This window comes from Paenibacillus sp. FSL R5-0470 (assembly GCF_037975205.1).
Classification (GTDB): domain Bacteria; phylum Bacillota; class Bacilli; order Paenibacillales; family Paenibacillaceae; genus Paenibacillus_AQ.
In genome coordinates this window covers 2,433,073-2,456,224 of sequence record NZ_CP150238.1, presented here as the reverse complement: position 1 = coordinate 2,456,224, position 23,152 = coordinate 2,433,073, and the positions used below count along the sequence as shown (strand labels likewise).

The window sequence follows — 23,152 nt, the reverse complement described above, 5'->3', positions numbered from 1 at the left end:
ACAGGAATATGCTATGGTGTTAATATGGATATCGGTAAACTAGTTAAGCATATTATAAATAGAAGATTAACTTTGAACATGCATTAATTGAAAGATATTTTTGAAACCGCTTTATATTTTTTCTGCATTTTGTAGAGGAGTGTTCAATACGGTAAGAAAATCAACCATTAAGAGCCGCATTATTCTGATCATGACCATCTTTGCGCTACTAATCGCCGCTCTGCTATCCTTTTTCAGCTATGAATTGATTACCTATTATCAGCGTAAAACAACCATCCAGGCGACTGAGTTCAACCTGCAGCTAGTTTCCCATATTATTGAACAAGATTTGATTAATCTCTCCTCATTAGCGATGACCAATAGCACCAACTCGTCCACCAATACATTACTCACTGATTATTTTGTATCTCCAAAGGCAAGCGCCAAGGATGCTGTTAATGTATTTAACTCCATGCAGGAGGACTTTCGGATCAATCGCTCCAATAGCTATGTCCGCCGCTTGATTGTTACGGGTAACAACGGAAAGTTCCTGCAGGTGGATAATTCCGTCAGCACTTCAATTCCACTTACTGTACACAATATAGGTCAAATTCCCGGACTAAATAAAGATGCTGTGGAGCAGTGGGAACAAGTAATTAAGGACCCGCTCTCCACCACGAACGGAATTCCTTTTGTTCTACCTATTTACGGAGATGGGGCTGCCCGGATTGGAACGGTCTACTTACTCGCCAATACCTCCTTAATTACCGACAAGTTGAAGGGGTATTCCCTGCCAAAGAACTCCCGAATGCTGCTGACGCTCGGCAATCATCATTATCAGCTCATTGGCGATAAAGTGACTGCAATGACTACGCCATATGAACCTGTGGCCTACACCGATGATAAGCCTGTCGGTCCACAAACCGAGCTGTCCATGATCAAGCTGGAGGATGAAGAAAGCCAAATTGTGGTCTCTTATCCCGTGCGGAGTGGAGTGATTCTGTCGCAGACCTTATCCAATGATCAATTCGCTCCCAAAGCAAATATATGGATTCTGGTAATGCTTGGCGTTTGTTTACTAGTCATCGTCTTAAGCGGCATTATTACTTTGTACTTAACCCGTAACATCAGTCTCCCGGTAGAGAAATTAAAGAAGCGAATTGATAAGATTGCCCAGGGCAACTTCTTGCTGGACCGCAATATCGAATGGAACAGTGAACTAGGTGATGTTGGTCGAGGTATCAACCGCCTATCACAGGACATTGTTGCGCTCATGGATAGCCGGCTCGCTGACGAGAAGCAGAAACAGGAGCTAGAATACAGGATGCTGCAAAGTCAGATCAATCCCCACTTCTTGTACAACACACTGAATTCGATCAAATGGATGGCTACGATTCAGAATGCTACCGGCATTGCAGAAATGACTACTTCACTCTCCAGACTGCTGCGGAGCATCGCCAAAGACAACCGGAGACTAATGCCACTGAAAGATGAGTTAAGCCTGCTCGATGACTATTTTCTGATTCAGAAATACCGGTATGGCAGTACAGTCTCGATGGTGAAGGAAATAGAAGATGAGGAACTGCTCTCCGGCCTGATTCCCCGTTTCACGTTTCAACCTCTGGTTGAGAATGCTATCTTTCATGGCATCGAGCCCAAAGGTAGAGGAGATATTCTCATCACGGTGAAAAAAAGCGGATTTGCCGATATCCTGGTCACGATTGAAGACAACGGTGTAGGCATGAAGGAAGAACAAATCTCAACCATTCTGTGTGAATCGGAGGATGGAACTAGGGGAGTTTTCGACAACGTTGGACTCCATAGTGTAAATGAGCGTTTACGGCTAGCCTTTGGGGAGAATTACGGTCTTTCGATTGAGAGTGAAATGGGCCAGTATACTCTAATGAAAATCCTTCTACCATTTATACAAAAAGAGTAGAATGGCAAATCTAGCAAGGATGTGGTCAAATTGATTAAATTATTAATTGCCGACGACGAAGCTCTTGTCTGTATCGGCTTGCAGTCTATGCTGAAATGGGAGCAATATAATATAGAGATTGTCGGTATCGCGCACAACGGTGCTCAAGAAGAAGAGATGATTGACACTCTCCGCCCGGACATCGTAATCAGCGATATCAAAATGCCAATTAAGAGCGGTTTAGAGGTTGCCGCTTCGATACGCCAAAAATATGGTCGACTTCCGCTATTCATTATGTTGACTAGTTATGAAGAATTTCAATACGCACGCGCAGCTATAGAGGTGCAGGCCACGGATTATCTAGTAAAGCTGGAACTTACTCCGGAAGCACTGGCCGAATCCATCCGAAAGGCTATTTCCATTCTAGAGAGTTACCAGACGATGGAAAGCTACCCAAAGCTGGTTCACCGTGGCAACCTTCAGGCGCAGCGTGATAAATTCTTCATTCGTCTGTTCAATAACCTGTTCGAGAATAAGAACCAATATCTCCTGCAGAAAGAGGATTTGGCGTTAGAGTTTTCCGAGCCCGCCTACCTAGTCTGTACTTGCCGCATTCTGGGCCCAGACACTGTTCCTCCCCGTGGAGATAAGCTGGTTGCCTTATGCTCAAGCACTGTGCAAATGGCAAAGGACACGCTTACTTCTATACAACCCTGTTATGTAACCAGTCTTGACTTACGTAATTTCGCCGTTGCTCTACCTGTCCCCGAAGTCGATCCCCGTCACTGGATGTCTGACATTGAGAAGCAACTTACCGACATGGCATCCGTATTACATAACTATTTCAATGTAACGATTATTGGTGCCATAGGGTTTGCCGTCGAGGACCCTTATTTAATGCGGGAGAGCTACCTAGCAGCTCGAAAGGCATTGCCAGTTGCCGTGCAAGAACGGTCTTTTGTTTTCTTCGATGAGAATGAACCTCTAGAGCAGGAACATCCGTTGTTTGATTTCTCTGAATCTCGTTCGGAGATCCGCCGTGCTTTTGAAGAACTAGATACCCTTGCTTTATACACCATCATCTCCAAGATGATTGAAATCTTCGAAGACCGACCTGACTTACTGGTGCCCGCCACTGATGCTGCCTGCAATATTCTGTATATGGCCACTTCGCTTCTTGCGGATGGAGAAAACATTGTAGAGCATATCTTTGAAAATGAACCGGAAGGCTACCGGGCCATCTATCAGATGCATACAATTGAAGAGATCGCCGGCTGGTTGATTCAGTTCCGTGATGGCTGCTCGGAAATTCTCTCTACTCGAAGACAAAGCTATAAAGAACAAATCGTCAAAAATGTCCAGGAATACATCAAAAGAAATCTCGGCACTAAGCTTTCACTGAATCAAGTAGCAGATGTCTTCAATTTCAGTCCAAACTATTTAAGCCATCTGTTCTCCAAAGTCGCTAAGGTCAATTATGTAGAATATATCACGGAGACTAAAATCACTGTGGCCAAGGAAATGATGATGCGCGGTGAAGGTCGTATTTACGAAATTTCCCAAAAACTCGGTTATGAAAGTGCCTTCTATTTCAGTAAGGTCTTCAAGAAAGTGACGGGGATTTCACCCAGAGAATATATGCAACAAATTGAAGCAGGCTGATAGTGATCGCCGGCACCTCCAAAAAGCAACAGCATTCTTTAGCAATAATAGTGACACTCCGTCCGACAACAAAAAATCTCGTTTCCAAGACAAATGTCTAGGAAACGAGATTTTAATCGTAAACACCAGTAACTATTTCATTTGAGCTTGTTCTTCTCTAGTAGGACCAATTACGCCAGGTACACGAAGACCTGCTTGACGTAAGAGAACAGTCATTTGACCACGATGATGTGTCTGGTGATCTATAAGCGATCTAAGCATTGCACCACGAGGCATTAATCCAGCAAAGGTCTGTACACTCTCAACCATTTGCTCGTCCGTTAATTTCTCAACCTCAGAAGCAATATTAGCCGCGATATTCTTATACGCTTCAACAATCACAGCCGCATGAGCCGGAACTTCCTTCGGATTGCCTACTGGAGTAAGTGTTAACCCTACCTGACCACCAAAAAACATCGGACAGGTTGCCAAGTGCCAACCTAACCATCCCAATGAGTTGTGACCTTCAACAATTACCTGATCTAATTTATCATCGGTAAGTGATTCAAGAACGCGAATTGTCCCTGCAGAAGCGCTTGCCCATTCTCCTAGAAAATCTTGAACTGTTCTGTACATTTGAAATCCCCTTTATTGGTCGTTAAATAACGATTACTTAGTCATACCAATTAAATTATAACCTGTCACAGGGTCTGTTACAAATAATCTAAAGGATCATCATATTTTTCACTTAACTTTAGAAAAAGGGGACTTTCGGAGTATTCATGATTTTCGCATAATAAAATCTGGTCTATGGTTTGGGATGCTACATTTCTACTCGATTATATCGCAATCTGAAAGTATTTCCGGTTTATGGCGCATGCTATCCTGATTGGTTATTTTACGGATTACTTTACACGGCACACCTGCAGCAAAAGAATTTTCTGGGATGTCCTGAGTCACGACACTACCTGCACCTATTACGCATCGATCACCAATCGTAACACCTCCACATACCGTTACATTTGCTGAGAGCCAAACATCGTTACCAATGCTAACAGGCTTAGCATAGCATAAAGACGCAGCATCACCATTTTGATCAACCATTTGTCTACGCTCGGAGGCAACGAATGGGTGAATAGGCGTAACAATTGTTACATTAGGTCCAAAACTCACATGATCACCTATCGTAACCTGTGCATCATCTTGGACTGTAAGGTTATAGTTTCCAAAAAAATGATCACCAATTTTTGTATGAACACCATAATGAAAAAAAATGGGACCCTGGATAAAACAATGCTCACCTATGCTATCAAGTAACTGTGACAATATCGCTTCCCGCTCCTCTGTCTGATCCTCAAATGTTCGGCTATATTGACTACTCAAATTGTGGGCGAGAAGCTTTTTACGCTTTAGTTCTATGTTACCTGGATTGTATAATATCCCTTTGAATATTCGTTCTTCTTCTGTCAAATTGTTCACCTCTTTTAGTTTTTAGACAGTAAGTTCAATTTGAATGTTTTCTGGCCCTAAAATACTGCTTTCATAATATCCGTCACCTGTGGTCCGTGGTCCACTTAACGTTCTAAATCCCGCTTCTGCCAATTGCTTGGTCAGCAGATCGACTTGTTCCTTACTGCCTAAGCTGAAAGCTAAATGAGTTAAGCCCGTCCGCAAGAGATCATGAACTCCTTCTATCATATCCGGTCTGCTCATAATCTCCAATCTCGCGCCGCCCTCAAACGTGAGAAAATAGGTTCTTAATCCCGTTTTGGGATTATGGTATTGTCGATTTGACTTCGCATTAAAGAATTGACTATAAAATTGTCTGCAGCTTTCTAAATCTTGTACATACATAGCAATATGTTCAATTTTCATAAAAATCTCCTTTCCGTCCCTACATGTATTAGTTTTGAACATAATTCCTCGTAATATCGTTAAGCCATTTAAATTTAAAATAACGCATTAAGGCAATCGGGGCTTTAATAACCTCGTCTAAATTGATGATAATAAATATCGTTAGAGGGGAGAGATGCCACACAAATGCACTCATGTATCCTAATGGTAATATGATGCCCCACATTACAATCGTATCACACCAAAAGCCAAATCTAGAATCTCCTCCAGCAACAAATATTCCTCCAATCGTCGTGGAGTTTATCGATTTCGGAATACAACAATAAGCACAGACAAAAAGCATCCCACTCAAATATATTTGTGCTTGATCATCCAAATTGACAAGTAGAAACACTATAGGCTTCAGTAATAGCAAAGTAATACCTGCAACGATGCCAAACAAGATAGCATATACATTTAATATTTTCCCAGCTCTTTTAGCCATTTCAATCTCGCCATTGCCTAGATATTTACCAACAAGTACGGAGCCACCACTTGCAATACCTCCACATAATACAATAACCAGATTCTTAATGACCGAGGCAACTGAATTTGCAGCGACCATATCTGCATTGACATGTCCAATAATTGCAGATGTCACAGTTAATGCGCATCCCCAAACAATATAATTTCCTTGGACGGGTAGTGTATACCTCAAAAAATCCTTAATCAAATTACGCTGAACCATGTCACGTAAAGGTAGCCTAAATTTTATATTCGATTTGATCGAGTGGATGATACAGCAACCAAATTCAACGATACGTGCCAAAACTGTAGAGAAAGCAACTGCCACTATAGCCTTTTCTGAATTACCCGGATAAAGTATGAAAATACTTATTACATTCAAGAGAATGTTCAATATAAGACACATAGAACTGATCCAGGCACTCACACGGGCATTTTCCATGCTTCTAATTACACTAAAGTACATTTGAGATATTCCGCTTATCAGATAGGAGAACGAGATCACTCGCAAGAAACTCGATCCATATTGAATTAACTCGACGTCATTTGTGAAAAATCGCATTAATTGATCCGGCATCAACAGCGATATCCCAAAAAAGATAGCGGATATAATAATAGACATCGTACATCCAATACTAAAGACTCGTTCAATTGTCATTAAATCTTTCTTTCCCCAATACTGTGCAGTCAAAATCCCTACACCTGCTGCCAATCCCATGTAAAACAGTGTTAAAACAAATGTAATTTGCCCAGCCAACGATACAGCAGACATTGTAGACTGGTTAATAAAACCTAACATGAATATATCTATTGTCACGGCTAACGATGAAATGAGGTTTTGTAAAGCAATCGGAATGACCAAATTAAGCAATTGACGATTGAAATGCTTATCTCTCATCTCAAGCGTGCTTCTTCATCCAGATCTTCCTTAGTGATCTCTTTGTCTTTGTAATAGTATTTTTGGTCGTGTTCATTAATGGTGCGCATCACCCTGCATGGATTACCAACAGCAATAGAGTTAGCCGGAATATCTTTTGTTACAACACTGCCGGCACCAATAACGGTATTTTCTCCAATTGTGACTCCTGGACAAATTGTAACATTCGCCCCGATCCAACAATTGTTCTCAATTTTCACCGGATCAGCATACATATATCCTCTGTAATCTGGATGGATTGGATGTCCTACTGTAGCAATCGTTACAGATGGACCAAACATAACATTTTTTCCGATAATAATTTTAGTGTCGTCAACAAAATTACAATTAAAATTGATGTACGTTCCATCTCCAATCTCAATGTTCGTACCATAGCAAAAGTAAAAGGGCGGCTCGATCCACACCTTCGTTTCTTTACCAAATATCTCTTGCATGAGTTGTGTACGTTTTTCTAGATTATCTGGCGCTGTTATATTAAAGGCATGCATTCTTCTTTTTGCCTGTAGTCTGTCTTCAGGCAGTCCTTCACAGTAATCAGTAAATAGTTTACCGGAGGCAATACGTTCTCTCATCGTCATATTTCTGGCTCCTTATAATATCTTTTGGATTTTGTATTATTGTCGTGCAATATCAAAATTGTATAATTTCTGAGTAGTCCTATCCACCGAAATCAAATATAATTCTATTAAAATCGTATTTTGTTTGAGGGAGATGTGATTGTGAGTGCAGAGCTGGAAGTATTCTCTGATTTATCGGAAGAACTAAATTATAATCTTCCTGATTTTCCGCTATACGTACGAAAAGGAGCACTTAATCATTTCGATAAATATGCAGCAGCATGTCATTGGCATCCGGACTTGGAATTTATTTTAGTACTAGATGGGGAGATGGAGTATTTTGTAAACGGAGAAATTGTACTGATTGAACGAGGTAACGGAATATTCGTTAATAGCAAGCGTATGCATTATGGTTTCTCCACCAATAAATTGGATTGTACATTCATTGTCGTTGCTGTCCATCCTTCACTACTCGGAATAAACACACATGTAGGTAAAGTATATTGGGATGAGAAATTCGGTTCTAATACTGAAGACTATATTATGATTACTTCGCAAGGCACGTGGGAAAAGGAAATCCTGCATTCCTTACATCGGATTTATGAAGAAATGAACAGTATTCCTTGCAACCCCCTACGCCTTCTTTCACTGGCTACATCACTTTGTGCAGACGTCGGAGATCATATACAGAAGGTTCCTGGGCAGATAAATGATGACCAGTCATGGATTGCCGTTTGGAAAATGACGGGATTTATTCATCATCATTTTGACCTTAGAGTAACCCTGAATGACATCGCTACCGCTGGGTCTGTTTGCAGGAGCAGATGTTGCGAGTTGTTTGGCACATACATTGGCCAAACGCCTAATACTTACCTAGTGCGATATCGTATTCAAAAGAGCTCCGAGATGCTGGTAGGAACTAATCGATCGATTAGTGAAATTGCGATGAACTGCGGATTTCAAAGTGCGAGCTATTTTTCATCAGTTTTTCGTAATGAGACTGGATTGACGCCTCAGAATTACCGAAAGAAATCTCGAATACCTTCCCATTCAAATTAGCTTATTGACGGGTGCTTCCCAAGATCATTCCGATATTTAATTTATCATTTCCCATTATTTTCTCCTCCAATTTGGTTTATCAAAGCGAATGCCAAAGAAGCCAATAAGTCCAAAGATATCTTGGGTTATTGGCTTCTTTCATTATAATTAAGATACAACGTATGATTCACCTAAAACCCGCTTAATACTGTATGACCCCTCTATCATTTCCGTGGCTATAAATGACTCCATATCACTAGATTCAATATCATACAACACTTCAATTTCCTTGGAGAACAAAGTGTTTCCTTCCTTGATAAGTTCAGAGAGAGGTGGAACATTTTCAGCTTTTACATCACCATTGTAAACTTGTTGAAGTCCGTCGACATAGGCTTCTAATGATCGTGCCCCCACAATTTTAACACCTTTATTTTCTTCATTCACCATGATAATGGTTGGAAATCCACGTACACCAAGTCTGCCTGCTAACTCAAAATCCTGCTCTAACAAATCTTGTGCCGACCCAAGAGCAGCATTCGCCACTATTTCTTCGCCATTTAGCCCAATGTTGTTGACTATATCAACTAATGTTTTCTCCTCTCCAATATTCTGATTGAAGGCAAATACAGCTTCTCTTGCCTGACGCAAAAACTCATTTTCTTTACCCGGATATATATTTTGTATAACCTTGTATACTCTAGATGGCGGGTACGAAGAAAGAATCGGATTGTTTTTCCACAAAGAACCATCGATAGGCATACGTGAATGTAAACCGACTTCTCTCCAATGCTCCGCAACATCCGAAGGCTGTTGAATGCCATTGGAGACATCTGCAAAACCATGCCAGCTAGAAAGCAAACCACCCATAATCGTCTTCACATTAAAATATTGACCATACTGCAGAATAAAACGATTGAGTACCGGCTCAAGCGCCCAACAGTGGGAACAGATCGGATCTGTTGCATAGTAAAGTGTGATTTTGGGGGACTGTAGATTAAAGTCGATCATTTCCATTTGCTCTTCATCCCCTGGCCCACAGACACCGGTTTTAAGGTCACACATCATATTTGAATTATTCATATATAAATCACCTTTCGCTGGAGAATCAAAGAAAGTGCCCTCTTGTAGAAGTTCTTTGTATGGGAGTATTATAATACCAATACAAAATCAAACAAGTACGTTTATTTTTAATACTAAGTATCTTTAATAATACTATTAGATTGGAGTTATGTATGAAATACGAATTTAGACTTGATCAATTATGTCCTGCAACCTTCGCATTCCATGTAATCAGCGGAAAATGGAACCTCCCGATCCTAGCCATTCTTAGTGAGAACGACAACATACGCTATAACGAGTTAAAAAGAAGACTGCATGGAATAACAGGGACTACCTTAACCAACTCACTGAGGGATCTTATAGAATATGGAATCATTCATCGGGAGCAGTATAACGAAGTACCACCAAGAGTTGAGTATTCTCTGACTTCATCTGGAAAAGAATTAGTGCCTTTAATTGAATCCGTTGTTGAATGGGGACAAAGAAATATTGGGGTGAAGGATAATTCCTAGAATGCTTTCTCACTCCTATTCCTGAATCTCCAAATGCATATACGAAGGCGCTTCATCCCAAGGAACGCTATATCCCGCTCCCTTTGCACAGAACATAGAACTGGAGGTGTACTCAGGATCAGCGCTGCGGTCGTATCCAATCCTTGCGATGACCTGTTCTGGGTTATGACATGGCTGATAACCGCCTAACTTCATCGAGATTGCTCCCTTGCCCTTTGTGAATGAAGCAAGCTCTACTGCATAATGCATGAACGTCGCGACAGGCGCACGTCCCTGAATAAACATCGATTCACCTAGCATTTCTGGCGGGTCAAATTCACCATGGGCCAGCTGTATATCAGACATTACGCGTCCGATAAGCTCTGCATCGACTTTGATTTTGAATTGATAATAGGGTTCCAGTAGAATCTTGTTCGCTTGCTCCAATCCCTGCCGCAGTGCCCGCAGTGTCGCCTCCCGAAAGTCACCGCCATGAGTGTGCTTCTGATGCGCCGCCCCGGTTAAAAGCGTTATATACAGATCGGTGACGGGAGAGCCGGTAAGAACTCCACGATGGTCCTTTTCAAGTAAATGCTGACCGACGAGATGCTGATACCCTGTGCTGAGCTGCTCCACATGGCATGTACTGCGATATGTAATTCCCTCACCACGTTTCGCAGGCGCAAGCCGGAGATGCACCTCTGCATAATGCTTAAGAGGTTCGAAATGCCCACAACCAATCACAATGTCTGCGATCGTCTCTTTGTATAATATCTCTGGCTTGGAGAACGATACCTTGAGCTGGAAACGGTCTAACACCACCTGCTGAAGTACCTCTAGCTGGATCATTCCCATCACATGAACATGAATCTCCTCCAGCTTGTCCTCCCATGTCACTTGCAGCGTAGGGTCTTCGGCTTGCAGGATCATGAAATAGCGTAGCACTTCTCTGGATGATATCCCCAAATTGAATACAACTTTGGATTTCAACGCTGATACAAGACGGGATTCTACTCGATCTGAATGATTACCTATACCCAGTCCAATGGCTGCATCAGTTAGGCCCGTAACGGCAACAAGCTGTCCCGCGGAGGCTTCATCGCATGAAGTATATTTCCCCCCATGATAGATACGAATAGAAGTGATTTTCTGGCTTAACTCCTCATGTTCTGAAGTGCTATAGCAGAGATCCTCCCGTACCCGTAATTTTCCAGCTAATATCTTCATAAAAGTCAGTCGCGTGCCTTGCGGCTCATGACGCACCTTATATACTCGTGCCCCGAATACTGCGTTTACTTCATAAGTCGATTCCATTAGTAGTTGCATCGTCTGCATCCATTCCGCAATCCCCTGATCCATTAGAGCTGCTCCACTCATAACGGGAAAAACCACCCGTTCTTTAACCATTTGTTTCAGCGTAGCCAATACCTGCCCAGGATCAATGTTGTCTTCGAGATATGCCTCCATCAAGGCTTCATCTCGCTCAGCAACGGCGGTAATAACCTCTTCAGGCAGCATGCTCTGATCTAGACCTTTTGCCAAATACAACATATCCGGCGAAAATTGCTGTCTTAACGCTTTTAGCACACGCTGGACGTCAGCACCGGTACGATCTATTTTGTTAATAAATATAAAAGTGGGTATGCCATATTCCTGTAGCAATTGCCAGACCGTCTCAGTATGCCCTTCAATGCCCTCCACAGCACTTAAGATGACTACCGCATAATCCATGACCTGTAAAGCGCGCTCCATCTCAGCTGAAAAATCGACATGCCCCGGTGTGTCAATGAGCTGATATGATTGTTCGTTATATTTCATCACCGCCTGGTCAGCAAAAATCGTTATCCCCCGTGCCCGCTCCATCTCATGACTATCCAAAAAGGCATCCTGATGATCGACTCTCCCCCGAGTCTTAATTCCGGAAGCATGGTATAGGAGCTGCTCAGCGAAGGTGGTTTTGCCGGCATCAACATGTGCTAGCAGTCCGATGGTGATTGGTGATGCTTCTGACAGTTTACAATACATATTTCTACCATCCATTCAGTCAATCTGTTATATAAGAATCGTAGCCGAAATCTAGTAGCTTGTACAGAATCTCTCAACACCGACAGCATGCGGTAACGCCCGAAGATCCATATTATCCAATGACATAACCATCCTCGATGAAGGATTTAGCTAGAATAATATGCAAGAAAGACACTAGACAAGCTATTGAGATGATGATCATGTCCCTATTAACTTATAAAAAAACGGTAACCCTTAACAGAAAGGATTACCGGCTCAATGAATAGTAAGTTTTTGTGGTTTTTCATTTTAAACGAGAATTCACTGTTAGAAAATTCAATGCGATAACGTTAATATTTCTAATCTCCTTAAAACAATTAATCATCTACTCTCTAGACTCAACAGCTTTTTATCTAGAAATGCCTTTACATCTTTAGCAAGCTGAATGGATGCTTCAATTTCCAACTTAGTTGTTGAAACACTTTCAATGCTGCATCCAATTGGAATTCCCTTCTCCATCCCGAACTCAAATAGTTCTTCAAATATTTTTTGAGATAGCTGAATTGATTTATCCAAAATGTCGTTCGAGTATTTCAACTCGTTTTCTAACCATCCCGGGATACTGATCCCCAACCATTTCATAAATTGTAATGTTTTCGCTGTGCCACATGGTGCAAGATTAAATAAAATAGGAACCATTTCAAAACCCTTATTTGTATAGTAATAATATAAATCAGACAATAAATTCTTTGACGCCTCTACATTATAAGTTGCCTGAGTGATAAAAAAGTTACATCCATTGTTAATCTTTTCGACAACCCGTATATGCTCATCATTCTTTTTTATATGTCTTTCAGGAATGACAACTCCTCCAAAAGTTAAATTACTATTTAACTGTTTGCTTAGCTTATAAGCATCTGGTAAATTCAATTTCACCTCTTGCTTACTTGATGAAGCGCCCACATACACGGAAAATCTGTCTTCACTTTCGTCAGTCTTAATCCAATCCGCGAACGAAGCTCTTGTATCATTACCGACGCACCGATAAATTATTTTCGGGACCTCCACTTGTCTTAGATATTTATCACCATAGATAGCCGGATCAATCGTTGGTAAATATGGGTAAGGTCTTTCATGATCAACTCTTTCTGCTTCCTCCTGGACGTCGTAAAGAATTAAAGCATCTAAATCAACGTTTTTAAGTCTTTCAACCTGTTTCTGTGCAATTTCTGATATCTTTTCTGGTGAATGGCTTGCCTTCGGTGGTGTCATCCCATATGTTAAAATACCAGGTTTCTTGCTCAATATTTTTTGTTTAAATGTACTCCCTGCCGCTCCCAAAATAAAAACTCCTCTACACGTCTCTTTTAAGTTAAGGCTACCATGGCAGGCTTAATTTGTATAACTTCTATTTACTATATCTAGTTATATTTTAAAGCTATGATTCCCTATTGGTACTTATCGAGTAGTTCATCATGGAGGCGGAACTTCTAGATTTTAATGTTGACAACCATTTGGTCTGACTATAATATTAGAAGTCCTGCCAACCTTAAAGTTGGCGATAAGGGGACCGAAAGGTTCATTCTTATTTAAAAAGGGTGAGTATTATGAATAAAGAAGAATTAATGGAAAGCGCACGTAACACAAAGAAAGCTGCTTATGCCCCTTATTCTAAATTTCCAGTTGGAGCAGCCTTATTACTTAAAGATGGAAATGTTATTAATGGAGTAAATGTAGAAAATGTATCTTTTGGTGCTACTAACTGTGCAGAGAGAACAGCAATCTTCACAGCTATTACAAAGGGCTATACTAAAGGTGATTTTCAGGCTATAGCTGTAGCAGGTGACACAATGGATTTTCTGCCGCCATGCAGTATCTGCAGACAAGTATTATCGGAATTCTGTTTGCCCGACATGCCTGTCTATTTAACCAATGAGAAAAAAGAAATCTTAGAGCTGAGTTTAAGGGATTTATTGCCTTACGCATTCAAAAATTTAGATATGTAAAAATAATACCTACCATAGTGGAATATCAAAAACACGCGTACCTGTGTTAGACAAGTACGCGTGTTTTTGTGTTTAAAAGCTTAGTCAGAACACAGAGTTCACAGACCGAACACACCGCGTAAATACGTTGTGACTTACCAAATCGCAATTCCAACCTTATCTTTTTCTTTAAGTACTACCTTTATCATTTCCAAAGCATTTCTTACCCTAAATTCAATAAATTCTTTATCATAGTCTGTATGTAGTTCTATAGTATCTAAATTATCAAGCAAAATAAGGAATTCACTTTCCAGTTTTTCTATTCCTTCATCAAATGCAAAAATATTCGTATTCTTTAAAGAATATATTAACTCACATCCGAGTTCACCAATTAAATCATTTCCCCAGAGAGTTTTTCTGCATGATTCGAAACCAAACAAATTATTATGTGGTGCGGGTACCTGCTCCTCCAAAAAATTAGTATCTACAATTATACTTCCCTTTTGAATTACACTAATTATCAAACTCATATAGTTAAAACCTCTCAATGATTATCTATAATTTTTGAAAAAAAAGCGATCCATTGAGATAAAAGGTTAACACTTCCTCTCGAGGATCGCTTGCTTTTAGTAGCTATTGTGATTTTTCATTTTAAACGAGAATTCACTATTATAAAACTCTTATAGAATAAGGTGGACTGTTTCATTTTAAATGAGAAAATTTAGTTCAAACAGTCAGAATCCCTCTAATATATCAATTTAAGCGAGAAAAAAGACTTTTGTGGTTTATACAGCATTCTTCCATACTATACATTTAATTAAATGTATTTGTAACAGGCTGTTTTGTGCATCAAGTTGAAAAAAAATCACTTACTTCTCCATTAATCTTCATATCCACTCTCGTTTCATTTTCTATAACTTAATTAAGTAAATCCCATTTATTTTTAATAATGATTCAATCGTCATAAATACCTCTCAATTCATGTTTTTTGATCTTTATTTTTGTAAAAGATAGTTAAGTTGCAATTTTGTTTTAAATCGGTAAATTAATCAACTTTTCTCACTTTTCTGTTAAAAGGGAACCCGCATAAAAAGAGCAGACCATTTCATAAGCCTACTCTCTCTTATGTTGAGCTTGTACTGCACCAAGTATCGTTTTCCATTCGTTAAACAGTGGTATAGTGTTCGATATTTTATCCAGCTGTATGATGAATTTTTTGCTTAAAAACTTTCTCCCAAAATGCTGAATAACGAAGGCCCAATCGTATTCCTTCAAACTCGGATTCAAATCGTTCTTCAATAGTATCTTTATTTTCTTTAATAATTGCTTCTATTTTATCAAGCATGTACTGTGCTTGATTTATAAATGAATAACCGTAATCTGGCTTCCAACCGTCATCCCATTCAATGAATCCTTCATTCTCTAAAATATTCAGTTCATTTTTATCTGAAAAAAGCACCAGCAAACCCGTTTTGATGTATATCTTTTCTCCATATTTCACGACAGCATTATCTGGGTATACTGATGTACTCAATATTCCGATCGAAGATTGTTGGACTGGATCATTGCTGTATACAGATTCATGAACTGAATTAGCATATGTATAGTTTTTGAGCTTTCCAGTTGGACTAAATAAAGAAACAAAAACTGTAATAATTATACTTAATGAAAATATTCTTTTCATATTACATTCCCCCTTTATTATTTCTAACGATTAGATTTTCCTTATTTTGATTAGATAATATAGAGTTAAGATAAATTGTATAATAGAAATACTCCAAGGAAGCAGAAAGAGCATTTCCACTTGATATTTTGGAAACCATTCAATAGAAACGACAACTCCATACTCACTATCACTGTCATCTTGTATTGCATTGAAAAATAAAAGAAGTAAGAGGCTGGATAGCATAGTTACCAAAAACCAAATGGCATTGTACTTTATCCTCTGAGTCCTTATAAACAAAAAAGAATTAATTAAACATAATAAAAGCGGTATGAAGTACACCTTAAATGAGATATTTAATAACTCCGTTCCCCATCCCTCTATTCTTATCTTTAAAAAATAGATTAAGATCAGATGCAGTCCAACCACCAGTAGTACATAAAGAATGGCTTGTAGTCCTGTCTTGAATGACTTCATATTTCGTCCCCCTTTTCCATTCGTTCACTTAATGCTCTAATGATATCATCACCCTTCATCGAGATTTTCTTCTTACTTCAAGCACCTATATACCCCCTTAAATTATATGGATTAATTTTAACTAAAACACTAAATATCCTTATAATGTAATTTTAGGCAATTTGAAGGCGAAAATTAATAGTAAACCCCTCTTCCGAAAGAGCGTTATAAAATTGAGGCAAAAAACAGTGAACTCAAACATAGACACGGATATGATGTTGCATCTTCCTCGGGTCTAATTGGCATGCAGATGCAAGGCGCTATGGTGATATTTTCTGTTAATCTCAAACGAATCATTAATTTGATGAAAGAATCGAAGTAAAATATAAAAGCAAAGGCGACATTTCGTTCAAAATCGAACAAAATGTCGCCTTTTTAATTTGAGGGACACTAGTGACAACCTATAATACAACTATCATAAATACAACATTATCCAAATAATCCTCTACATAAGTTTCGAATACCTTATGAAGCGTCTTAAACGCTCTCAAAGCTACGAGAGGCTACTCAATAACATTTTATTTTACTTACATCAAAGACTACGAGGCAGATTATTCCTTCTAGATTGACAGTGAGAATAAAATTGATACCATCCCAGTTATGATGTCATTCTTCAAGGATTTTATAATAGAATTCTAATTTAACATAATTCTCTAAATTTAGTTTTTTGGGTTTGATGCCCGAAGTACACAGGCACAGATAGTGGATATTTTCAAACGTCTTAAACTATATCAGATCTGCAATTCGAATAAGTCAATATCCTTAACGGAAGAGGAATCAAACATTTTAAAGCCAACAAATCGGCTCATTCTTTAACTATTTTTTATTCTTGGATGTTACTTCGTGATGCTGAGAACCAGCTGCAAAATAGTGAAGAATCGAAACCCGAATTGATTGCCCTTTAGCCTGTCATGTTATTAATAAAAAGCCGGTAAACCCTAAGTAATGGCTTGCCGACTTTCTAAGTAAAGACGTGAAACTTGCTGCAATAGCATGTATATATATACATGCTATTGCATGGTGAAGTTTTTTCTCGTTTAAACCGAACTTTTCTCATTTAAAATGAAAAATCATAAGTTTTCCCATAAAACATTTATTGGCTCTACCGTTTACCCGCAACGGCTATACCCGCAATTTCCGCAAGTCTTACAGCCCTCAATATTAATCAGCGAAGCGCCACCGCAAGAAGGACAAAGGTCACGGGAAGCAGAAGTATGGTTATGCGCGCCATGTCCGCCCTGACCATCTTCAATAGAAGCTGCCGCAGGAACACTCGCTTTCAACTCCGCTTTTAAAGCTTCATTGAAATCTTCTAGCTCCAAAGTTGCTGCAATTGGTGCAGGCAAATGATCATCATGAGCGTTATTCAGTACATGAGTCTCCAATGCCTTAGCTACAGCATCTGCAATGGATTCTACTCGATTCGCACCGAAGCCGATTGCACCTGATCCGCCGATACCTTTCAGATGTTTGATCAATAATTCTACCTTCTCACCATGATCTCCATAACGGAGGAACAAGGAGCAGACACGACCGAGTGCTTCTGCCATCGCAAAGACATCAGAACCTGCTTTACCTACATTCAGGAAGATTTCTGCCGGTGTGCCATCTAGATCATTGATAGTAATATACGCCATACCAAAAGGTGTGTTGATTTTATAGGTTGCGCCGCGCAGAACCTGCGGACGTTTCTTGTATTGTTTATCCAGCTCTTTAGTAGGAGCTTGAGGTGCTGGGCTTGCCGTTACAACATTTGCTTCAGGAGTCGTTGCAACTTCAACTGCTGGAGCTACCTCTTCTGCTGCATCTTCCTTCTTCGAGGTTTGCAGAACTTGCACATCACGGCTACCATCACGGTAGATCGTAACCCCTTTACAGCCCAGATCGAAGGCCATTTCATATAGCTCAGCCGTCTCTTCTACTGTGAAGTCAGACGGGCAGTTGGCTGTCTTGGAAATCGAGCTATCTACCCAGCGTTGAATCGCTGCTTGCGCACGAATATGATCCATAGCTGACAAATCCATCGAAGTCACGAAATAATCTGGCAGCTCTTCACCTGGATGAGCTTCAAGCCATTCTTGGGCGATTGGAACGAACTGCTCATCGTAGCCAAGGCGACTTTGACGGAAATATTTAAAAGCAAAATAAGGCTCAATACCTGTCGAGGTGCCAACCATTGTACCTGTGCTACCTGTAGGTGCTTGCGTTATCACTGTAACGTTACGCATGCCATGTTTACGGATCGCTTCACCAACCTCTGGATACGTTTCGAGCATATTTTTCATAAAGCCGCTCATTAAATATTTCTCTGTGTCAAAAGCTAGGAAGGATCCCTTCTCACCAGCAATCTCTGCAGAAGCAAGGTATGCTTCACGAGCCATAAAGCCGTAAAGCTTGTCCAGAAACGCCAAAGATTCCGGGCTACCGTAACGGATGTTCAATTTGATCATCAGCTCAGCAAGACCCATCGTTCCGAGACCCACACGGCGTTCGTTTTTCTGATTCGCTTCATTTTCCGGGAAATGATAAGGCGTCTTATCAATGACATTGTCCAAGAAACGTACGGAATAACGCGTCGTAGTCGCGAGATCTTCCCAGTCTACATCATGATTCTTCTCATCGTAGAATTTGGACAGGTTCACAGCAGACAAATTGCAGACTCCCCAGCCTGGCAGTCCTTGCTCCCCACATGGGTTCGTACAAATGATCGGATTAAAATACCAGCTGTTGGACATCTGATTGTAGTATTCCATGAACACAACGCCTGGCTCAGCGGATTTCCAAGCGGATTCAATAATGGTGCGCCACACATCACGCGCTTTAACGGTGCGATAATGAATAACGTTTTTGCCCGCAGCCTTCCACTTGTCTAGATCGCCATCCCATACATCGTTGTACTCTGGATCTGTTGTATCCGGAAATACGAGATCCCAATCCAGATTTTCTTTTACAGCCTTCATAAAGCTATTGCTCACACATACCGAAAGGTTCGCATTCGTAACTTGACCCATCGTTTGCTTCACGGTAATGAAGTCCTCCACATCTGGATGCCAGTCATTAATCATGAGCATAAGTGCACCACGACGGCTACCGCCTTGTTCAATTAATCCAGTGGTATAGCTAAACAGACCGCCCCAAGATACAGAACCACTGGAAGAACCATTAACACCTCTCACAATTGCCCGGCGTGGACGTAGAGAGGATAGGTTAATCCCTACACCGCCACCACGAGCCATAATTTCTGTCATTTCAGCCAACGTCTGCATAATGCCGCCACGGCTATCTTTTGGAGAAGGAATTACATAACAGTTGAACAGGGTTAGTTCTTCACTAGCGCCTGCACCAGCAGCAATTCGTCCACCCGGTACGAGCTTCCAATCATCCAGAATCGAACGGAATTTACCCGCCCATTCTTCTTGAAGCTCAGGCGTCTTCTCCACAGAAGCCATAGCTGTAGACAGACGATCCCACATTTCCTCTGGTGTTTTTTCTATATTAAGCGTCAGCTTTTCAACATCTGATTTCACAAGTTCGCCGCTGCGCGTCTTCACGGTTACGATTCTGCCGTTACGTTCTACGATCTCTCCGACTTCCTTCGTGGGAAACTTCGGATCATCTTTTGTTAGAACGAGTACAACATCGCCCACTTTAGCATTATTGCTGTCGGCATCCTTCCAAGCATAACGATCCAAAAATATTTTTTCACTTAGCCCTTCAAGGCGTTGCTTACGTTCCACTTTACCCAATAGAAAAACCTCCCGCAATGTAGTAAATATTAGTTCCAGTTCAGGTGTGGGCGTACATTTTGTGACCCACAACAAAAACTTCCTTACACTTATCTTCCGTCTTACGGGTGTATGTAGGAAGTTCATCTTGTCAATAACAAATAGCAGCTACGCACTTTAAAAAAATAACATTTTCATGCTTTTGTCACAATATATTGTGTGCGTCAGCTTTTAAACTATACCACATATTGTATCGAAGGTCTTTTTCGAAAATAGAGTTAAGCAGCCGAAATATCGCAAACCTTGCCGCGTTTTCTCGCTTTTACTCTCTTTTTTAAAGGCTATCAAGAAAAATAGAAGGTTATGAATTCTCTTGTTTAAGAGCATACTACTCCTACGAATGATGATATGAAATAGCACCTGAGGAGGCTGTACCATGACGCAATTATTCCGTAATTCTCTACCTCACAAAGGTGGAAAGTCAGCGCCTATACTGCCTGTTCCTCTTTCTTTTGACCGGAATTGGCTGCAGGATCTAGAACTCAAACTAGATAAAGGTGGTCCATGGGGAGACTACCGTCTGTCCAAGCTTGCTGTGCAAGGTGAACAAACGGGTCTAGTAACCAGCTTCGATGAGCTGCAATGCATGAAGCATTTATCCGGATTATCCCCGCTTCCTCATCAGCTCGATACCGCGCATAAGGTTTTGTTTGAGATGTCGGGCCGCGCGATTCTTGCAGATGAGGTTGGACTAGGAAAGACGATTGAAGCAGGACTTGTACTCAAGGAATATCTTGTCCGCGGTCTAGTCTCTAAAGTGCTTATTCTGGTACCCGCTTCCCTCGTATTGCAGTGGGTCCGCGAGCTGAATGCCAAGTTTGGCATCTCTGCTGTTGCACAGAAAAAAGCATATTCCTGGGGGAATGCGATTGTCGTCGCATCTATGGATACCGCGAAGCGCGATCCTCATAAAGAGATGCTGCTGGAAAATGAATATGACATGTTGATTATTGATGAAGCGCATAAGCTGAAGAACAAGAAATCGACCAATTATCTATTTGTACAGCAATTACGCAAAAAATATTGCCTGCTCCTAACCGCTACTCCCGTTCAGAATGATCTGGGCGAGCTATTTAATTTGATCACTTTACTGAAACCGGGGCAACTAGGAAATCAGGGTGATTTTGCTTCGAATTTCGTCGTTGATAAACGCCAACCTAAGAATGAAGGTCAGCTAAGGGACGAGCTATCGAAGGTGATGATCCGCAATCGGCGTGGCGAAGGTCCAGTTAATTTTACGAAACGAAAAGTCCGTAATATTCCGCTAGTTCTTTCACAGGAAGAGAGAGTATTATATGACGCTGTCACTTCTTTTGTTAAAGATCAGTATCAGGAATCAGGCGGCAATCTTAGCAGCATGCTTTCCTTGGTAACGCTTCAGCGTGAGGTGTGCAGCAGTAGGGATGCCGTCTTCATCACTTTAGTTAATCTGATCAAGAAGCTGCCTGCTGATTCGCCGAAACGCGATCGGATGATGGAGCTATTGCAGACACTTCGTACGGTTAAGACCAATACCAAAGCCGAAACAACACTATCTCTCATTCAAGAAATGAATGAAAAGGTCATCGTTTTTACAGAGTATCGCGCGACTCAAGAATATTTGCTTCAGTATTTCCGCGAACATGGGCTAATGTGTGTTTCTTATTCCGGCGGGATGAATCGTGGTAAAAAGGACTGGATGATGGACCTCTTCCGCGGTCGTGCTCAAGTCATGATCGCTACTGAGGCGGGTGGTGAGGGCATTAACCTGCAGTTCTGTCACCACATGATCAACTTCGATCTGCCTTGGAATCCCATGAGAGTAGAACAACGGATTGGGCGGGTGCACCGGTTAGGTCAGGAAAATGACGTGGTTATCTATAATTTGTCCACACAAGGTACGATTGAAGAACATATCCTTCATCTGCTACACGAGAAGATCAATATGTTCGAAATGGTCATTGGCGGGCTGGATGTGATTCTGGAGCGTTTTGAGAAGAAAGAATCACTGGAGAAAAGTTTATACAAAATCATGCTCGAATCCCGCTCCGATGAAGAGCTGCGACATGAGTTAGATCATATCGGTGAATCCCTAAGTGAGTTGACTCAGGGTATTAAAAAGGAAAGCGAGACTGCGACATGACCCTCAACTCACAGGAAGTACGCAAACATGTAATGGATTATCTGGAGGCGACAGAATGCTCCATTATTGAAGTATCGCCCATTCACGTAACTGTAAAGCTATCGCCAAGAGCTGACAGAATGCTAACAGATCGACCTTATTATTGGGGGTTCGTGGAACGTACTGGTGTTGATCCGGAGACACTCTCTTTCACTTTTGTATTTGATCCGGAAAAATACGATAGCCAGGCAGCTATAGAAGTTCCGCCAACGGTAAATCACAGCATCGGAGCATTGAATCCGCCAATTACCGGAAACCCAGCGATGGGCGCCACAACAGATGCTGAGGCTAGCGCAGATCTATTGAATCCAACATCACCTGAATCTAATGTGGTTCATGTCCCCTCCTCAAATCCAGAAGATAGCATCCTAGCCCGCTACTTCGGTATTGTACCTGCATTGCCCCGAATTGGGCCCGGTATGATAAGACGTGAAGATATCATCTATGGTAGCAAGCGCCTGCAGCAAATTTGGAGTGCGGCGCAAGATGAAGGGAAATGCCTTTACTTATTTGAAGATCCCGGTAGCAGGCAGCGGAATACACTCTTCTCTGCAGCTTATGAACCGTGGCTCGGCGTCTGCTATAAAGTGGAGATGAGCTGCGATTTGAAACGGGAAGAACTGCATTATCTTGGAATATCGCTGACAAAAGGGACCATCATTGATGACTTTAACACTAAGATAGCCTCGCGGGAGATGATCCCCCGTTTACCAGAAAACGTCCATATTCAGCCTTATGAATTAACAGTGACAGCCGCTACAGATTTATTAGAGGCTCATCTTACCTCTCATCTTGCCGAACTCGATTACACTTGGGCAGAACAGGCACGTGAGCGTCTTAGAATCGAGCTGGCTATCATTGATATTTATTACGGAGAGCTGCTGAAAGAGCCTGATGAAGAAAAACGTTTAGGCACTCAAGAGCAGTATAACCGTCGTCGACAGGAGACCATTTGGCAATATGAGCCGCAAATTGCAGTTTCTGCGATAACCTACGGACTGTTTCATCTGCGAAGCCTATAGAATGCGACCCTACTCGCTAAAAGCAGGCAAAAAAACAA

19 protein-coding genes and 1 pseudogene are annotated in these 23,152 nt (G+C 41.1%); 8 read left to right on the top strand and 12 right to left on the bottom strand.

The window, feature by feature from the left end; genetic code table 11:
- The first annotated feature begins 139 nt into the window (after nucleotides 1–139).
- Together MKY99_RS10560 and MKY99_RS10555 are read left to right on the top strand one after the other, a co-directional pair.
- The gene (locus tag MKY99_RS10560; protein ID WP_339270350.1) at nucleotides 140–1,918 is read left to right on the top strand and encodes a sensor histidine kinase; all 1,779 of its coding nucleotides are present in this window, start codon (nucleotides 140–142) and stop codon (nucleotides 1,916–1,918) included.
- A gap of 30 nt (nucleotides 1,919–1,948) precedes the next feature.
- Entirely contained in the window at nucleotides 1,949–3,559 is a 1,611-nt protein-coding gene (locus tag MKY99_RS10555; protein ID WP_339270348.1) for a response regulator, read from the top strand.
- A 132-nt stretch (nucleotides 3,560–3,691) separates the two neighbouring features.
- Here the strand turns inward: MKY99_RS10555 and MKY99_RS10550 are convergent, their stop codons facing one another.
- The 5 genes from MKY99_RS10550 to MKY99_RS10530 form a co-directional block, all read right to left on the bottom strand.
- Entirely contained in the window at nucleotides 3,692–4,174 is a 483-nt protein-coding gene (locus MKY99_RS10550) for a DinB family protein (RefSeq protein WP_042186968.1), read from the bottom strand.
- 195 nt (nucleotides 4,175–4,369) lie between these two features.
- The gene (locus MKY99_RS10545) at nucleotides 4,370–5,017 is read right to left on the bottom strand and encodes a sugar O-acetyltransferase (protein ID WP_339270347.1); all 648 of its coding nucleotides are present in this window, start codon (nucleotides 5,015–5,017) and stop codon (nucleotides 4,370–4,372) included.
- Between the two features lie 12 nt (nucleotides 5,018–5,029).
- Entirely contained in the window at nucleotides 5,030–5,413 is a 384-nt protein-coding gene (locus MKY99_RS10540; protein ID WP_339270345.1) for a VOC family protein, read from the bottom strand.
- Between the two features lie 28 nt (nucleotides 5,414–5,441).
- A complete protein-coding gene (locus tag MKY99_RS10535; RefSeq protein WP_339270344.1) occupies nucleotides 5,442–6,794 on the bottom strand; it encodes an MATE family efflux transporter in 1,353 nt (450 codons plus the stop codon).
- Nucleotides 6,791–7,411 (bottom strand): DapH/DapD/GlmU-related protein, encoded by a 621-nt coding sequence (locus tag MKY99_RS10530; RefSeq protein WP_042186958.1) that lies wholly within the window; start codon nucleotides 7,409–7,411, stop codon nucleotides 6,791–6,793. The genes MKY99_RS10535 and MKY99_RS10530 overlap by 4 nt, the downstream gene beginning before the upstream one ends.
- A 141-nt stretch (nucleotides 7,412–7,552) precedes the next feature.
- Here MKY99_RS10530 and MKY99_RS10525 point away from each other — a divergent pair, with 141 nt between their 5' ends.
- Nucleotides 7,553–8,449: an AraC family transcriptional regulator gene (locus MKY99_RS10525; protein WP_339270342.1), complete on the top strand. Its 897-nt coding sequence runs from the start codon at nucleotides 7,553–7,555 to the stop codon at nucleotides 8,447–8,449.
- A gap of 147 nt (nucleotides 8,450–8,596) precedes the next feature.
- Here MKY99_RS10525 and MKY99_RS10520 read toward each other — a convergent pair whose 3' ends face one another.
- Entirely contained in the window at nucleotides 8,597–9,508 is a 912-nt protein-coding gene (locus tag MKY99_RS10520; protein WP_339270340.1) for a DsbA family protein, read from the bottom strand.
- A 152-nt stretch (nucleotides 9,509–9,660) separates the two neighbouring features.
- Here MKY99_RS10520 and MKY99_RS10515 point away from each other — a divergent pair, with 152 nt between their 5' ends.
- Nucleotides 9,661–9,999 carry a helix-turn-helix domain-containing protein gene (locus MKY99_RS10515; RefSeq protein ID WP_042126439.1) on the top strand — a complete coding sequence of 113 codons (339 nt, stop codon included), beginning with the start codon at nucleotides 9,661–9,663 and terminating at the stop codon, nucleotides 9,997–9,999.
- Nucleotides 10,000–10,014: 15 nt separating this feature from the next.
- Here the strand turns inward: MKY99_RS10515 and MKY99_RS10510 are convergent, their stop codons facing one another.
- Both MKY99_RS10510 and MKY99_RS10505 read right to left on the bottom strand, forming a co-directional pair.
- Entirely contained in the window at nucleotides 10,015–12,003 is a 1,989-nt protein-coding gene (locus MKY99_RS10510; RefSeq protein ID WP_339270339.1) for a translation factor GTPase family protein, read from the bottom strand.
- A 360-nt stretch (nucleotides 12,004–12,363) separates the two neighbouring features.
- Entirely contained in the window at nucleotides 12,364–13,323 is a 960-nt protein-coding gene (locus MKY99_RS10505; protein WP_339270337.1) for a methylenetetrahydrofolate reductase, read from the bottom strand.
- 266 nt (nucleotides 13,324–13,589) lie between these two features.
- Here MKY99_RS10505 and MKY99_RS10500 point away from each other — a divergent pair, with 266 nt between their 5' ends.
- Nucleotides 13,590–13,988, top strand: coding sequence for a cytidine deaminase (locus tag MKY99_RS10500; protein WP_036689594.1), 399 nt, complete (start codon nucleotides 13,590–13,592; stop codon nucleotides 13,986–13,988).
- A 134-nt stretch (nucleotides 13,989–14,122) separates the two neighbouring features.
- Here MKY99_RS10500 and MKY99_RS10495 read toward each other — a convergent pair whose 3' ends face one another.
- The 3 genes from MKY99_RS10495 to MKY99_RS10485 form a co-directional block, all read right to left on the bottom strand.
- Nucleotides 14,123–14,497 carry a hypothetical protein gene (locus MKY99_RS10495; protein WP_076283110.1) on the bottom strand — a complete coding sequence of 125 codons (375 nt, stop codon included), beginning with the start codon at nucleotides 14,495–14,497 and terminating at the stop codon, nucleotides 14,123–14,125.
- 662 nt (nucleotides 14,498–15,159) lie between these two features.
- Entirely contained in the window at nucleotides 15,160–15,651 is a 492-nt protein-coding gene (locus MKY99_RS10490; RefSeq protein ID WP_339270335.1) for a hypothetical protein, read from the bottom strand.
- Between the two features lie 30 nt (nucleotides 15,652–15,681).
- A complete protein-coding gene (locus MKY99_RS10485; RefSeq protein ID WP_339270333.1) occupies nucleotides 15,682–16,107 on the bottom strand; it encodes a hypothetical protein in 426 nt (141 codons plus the stop codon).
- Nucleotides 16,108–16,303: 196 nt separating this feature from the next.
- Here MKY99_RS10485 and MKY99_RS10480 point away from each other — a divergent pair.
- Nucleotides 16,304–16,468: pseudogene (locus tag MKY99_RS10480) on the top strand (IS5/IS1182 family transposase); the annotation flags it as partial.
- A gap of 787 nt (nucleotides 16,469–17,255) precedes the next feature.
- Here MKY99_RS10480 and MKY99_RS10475 read toward each other — a convergent pair.
- Nucleotides 17,256–19,892, bottom strand: coding sequence for an adenosylcobalamin-dependent ribonucleoside-diphosphate reductase (locus tag MKY99_RS10475; protein WP_339270331.1), 2,637 nt, complete (start codon nucleotides 19,890–19,892; stop codon nucleotides 17,256–17,258).
- Between the two features lie 415 nt (nucleotides 19,893–20,307).
- Between MKY99_RS10475 and MKY99_RS10470 the strand changes: the two genes are divergently transcribed.
- Together MKY99_RS10470 and MKY99_RS10465 are read left to right on the top strand one after the other, a co-directional pair.
- Nucleotides 20,308–22,053, top strand: coding sequence for an SNF2-related protein (locus tag MKY99_RS10470; protein WP_234541793.1), 1,746 nt, complete (start codon nucleotides 20,308–20,310; stop codon nucleotides 22,051–22,053).
- A complete protein-coding gene (locus MKY99_RS10465) occupies nucleotides 22,050–23,114 on the top strand; it encodes a YqhG family protein (protein ID WP_339270329.1) in 1,065 nt (354 codons plus the stop codon). The genes MKY99_RS10470 and MKY99_RS10465 overlap by 4 nt, the downstream gene beginning before the upstream one ends.
- The last annotated feature ends 38 nt before the right edge of the window (nucleotides 23,115–23,152 follow it).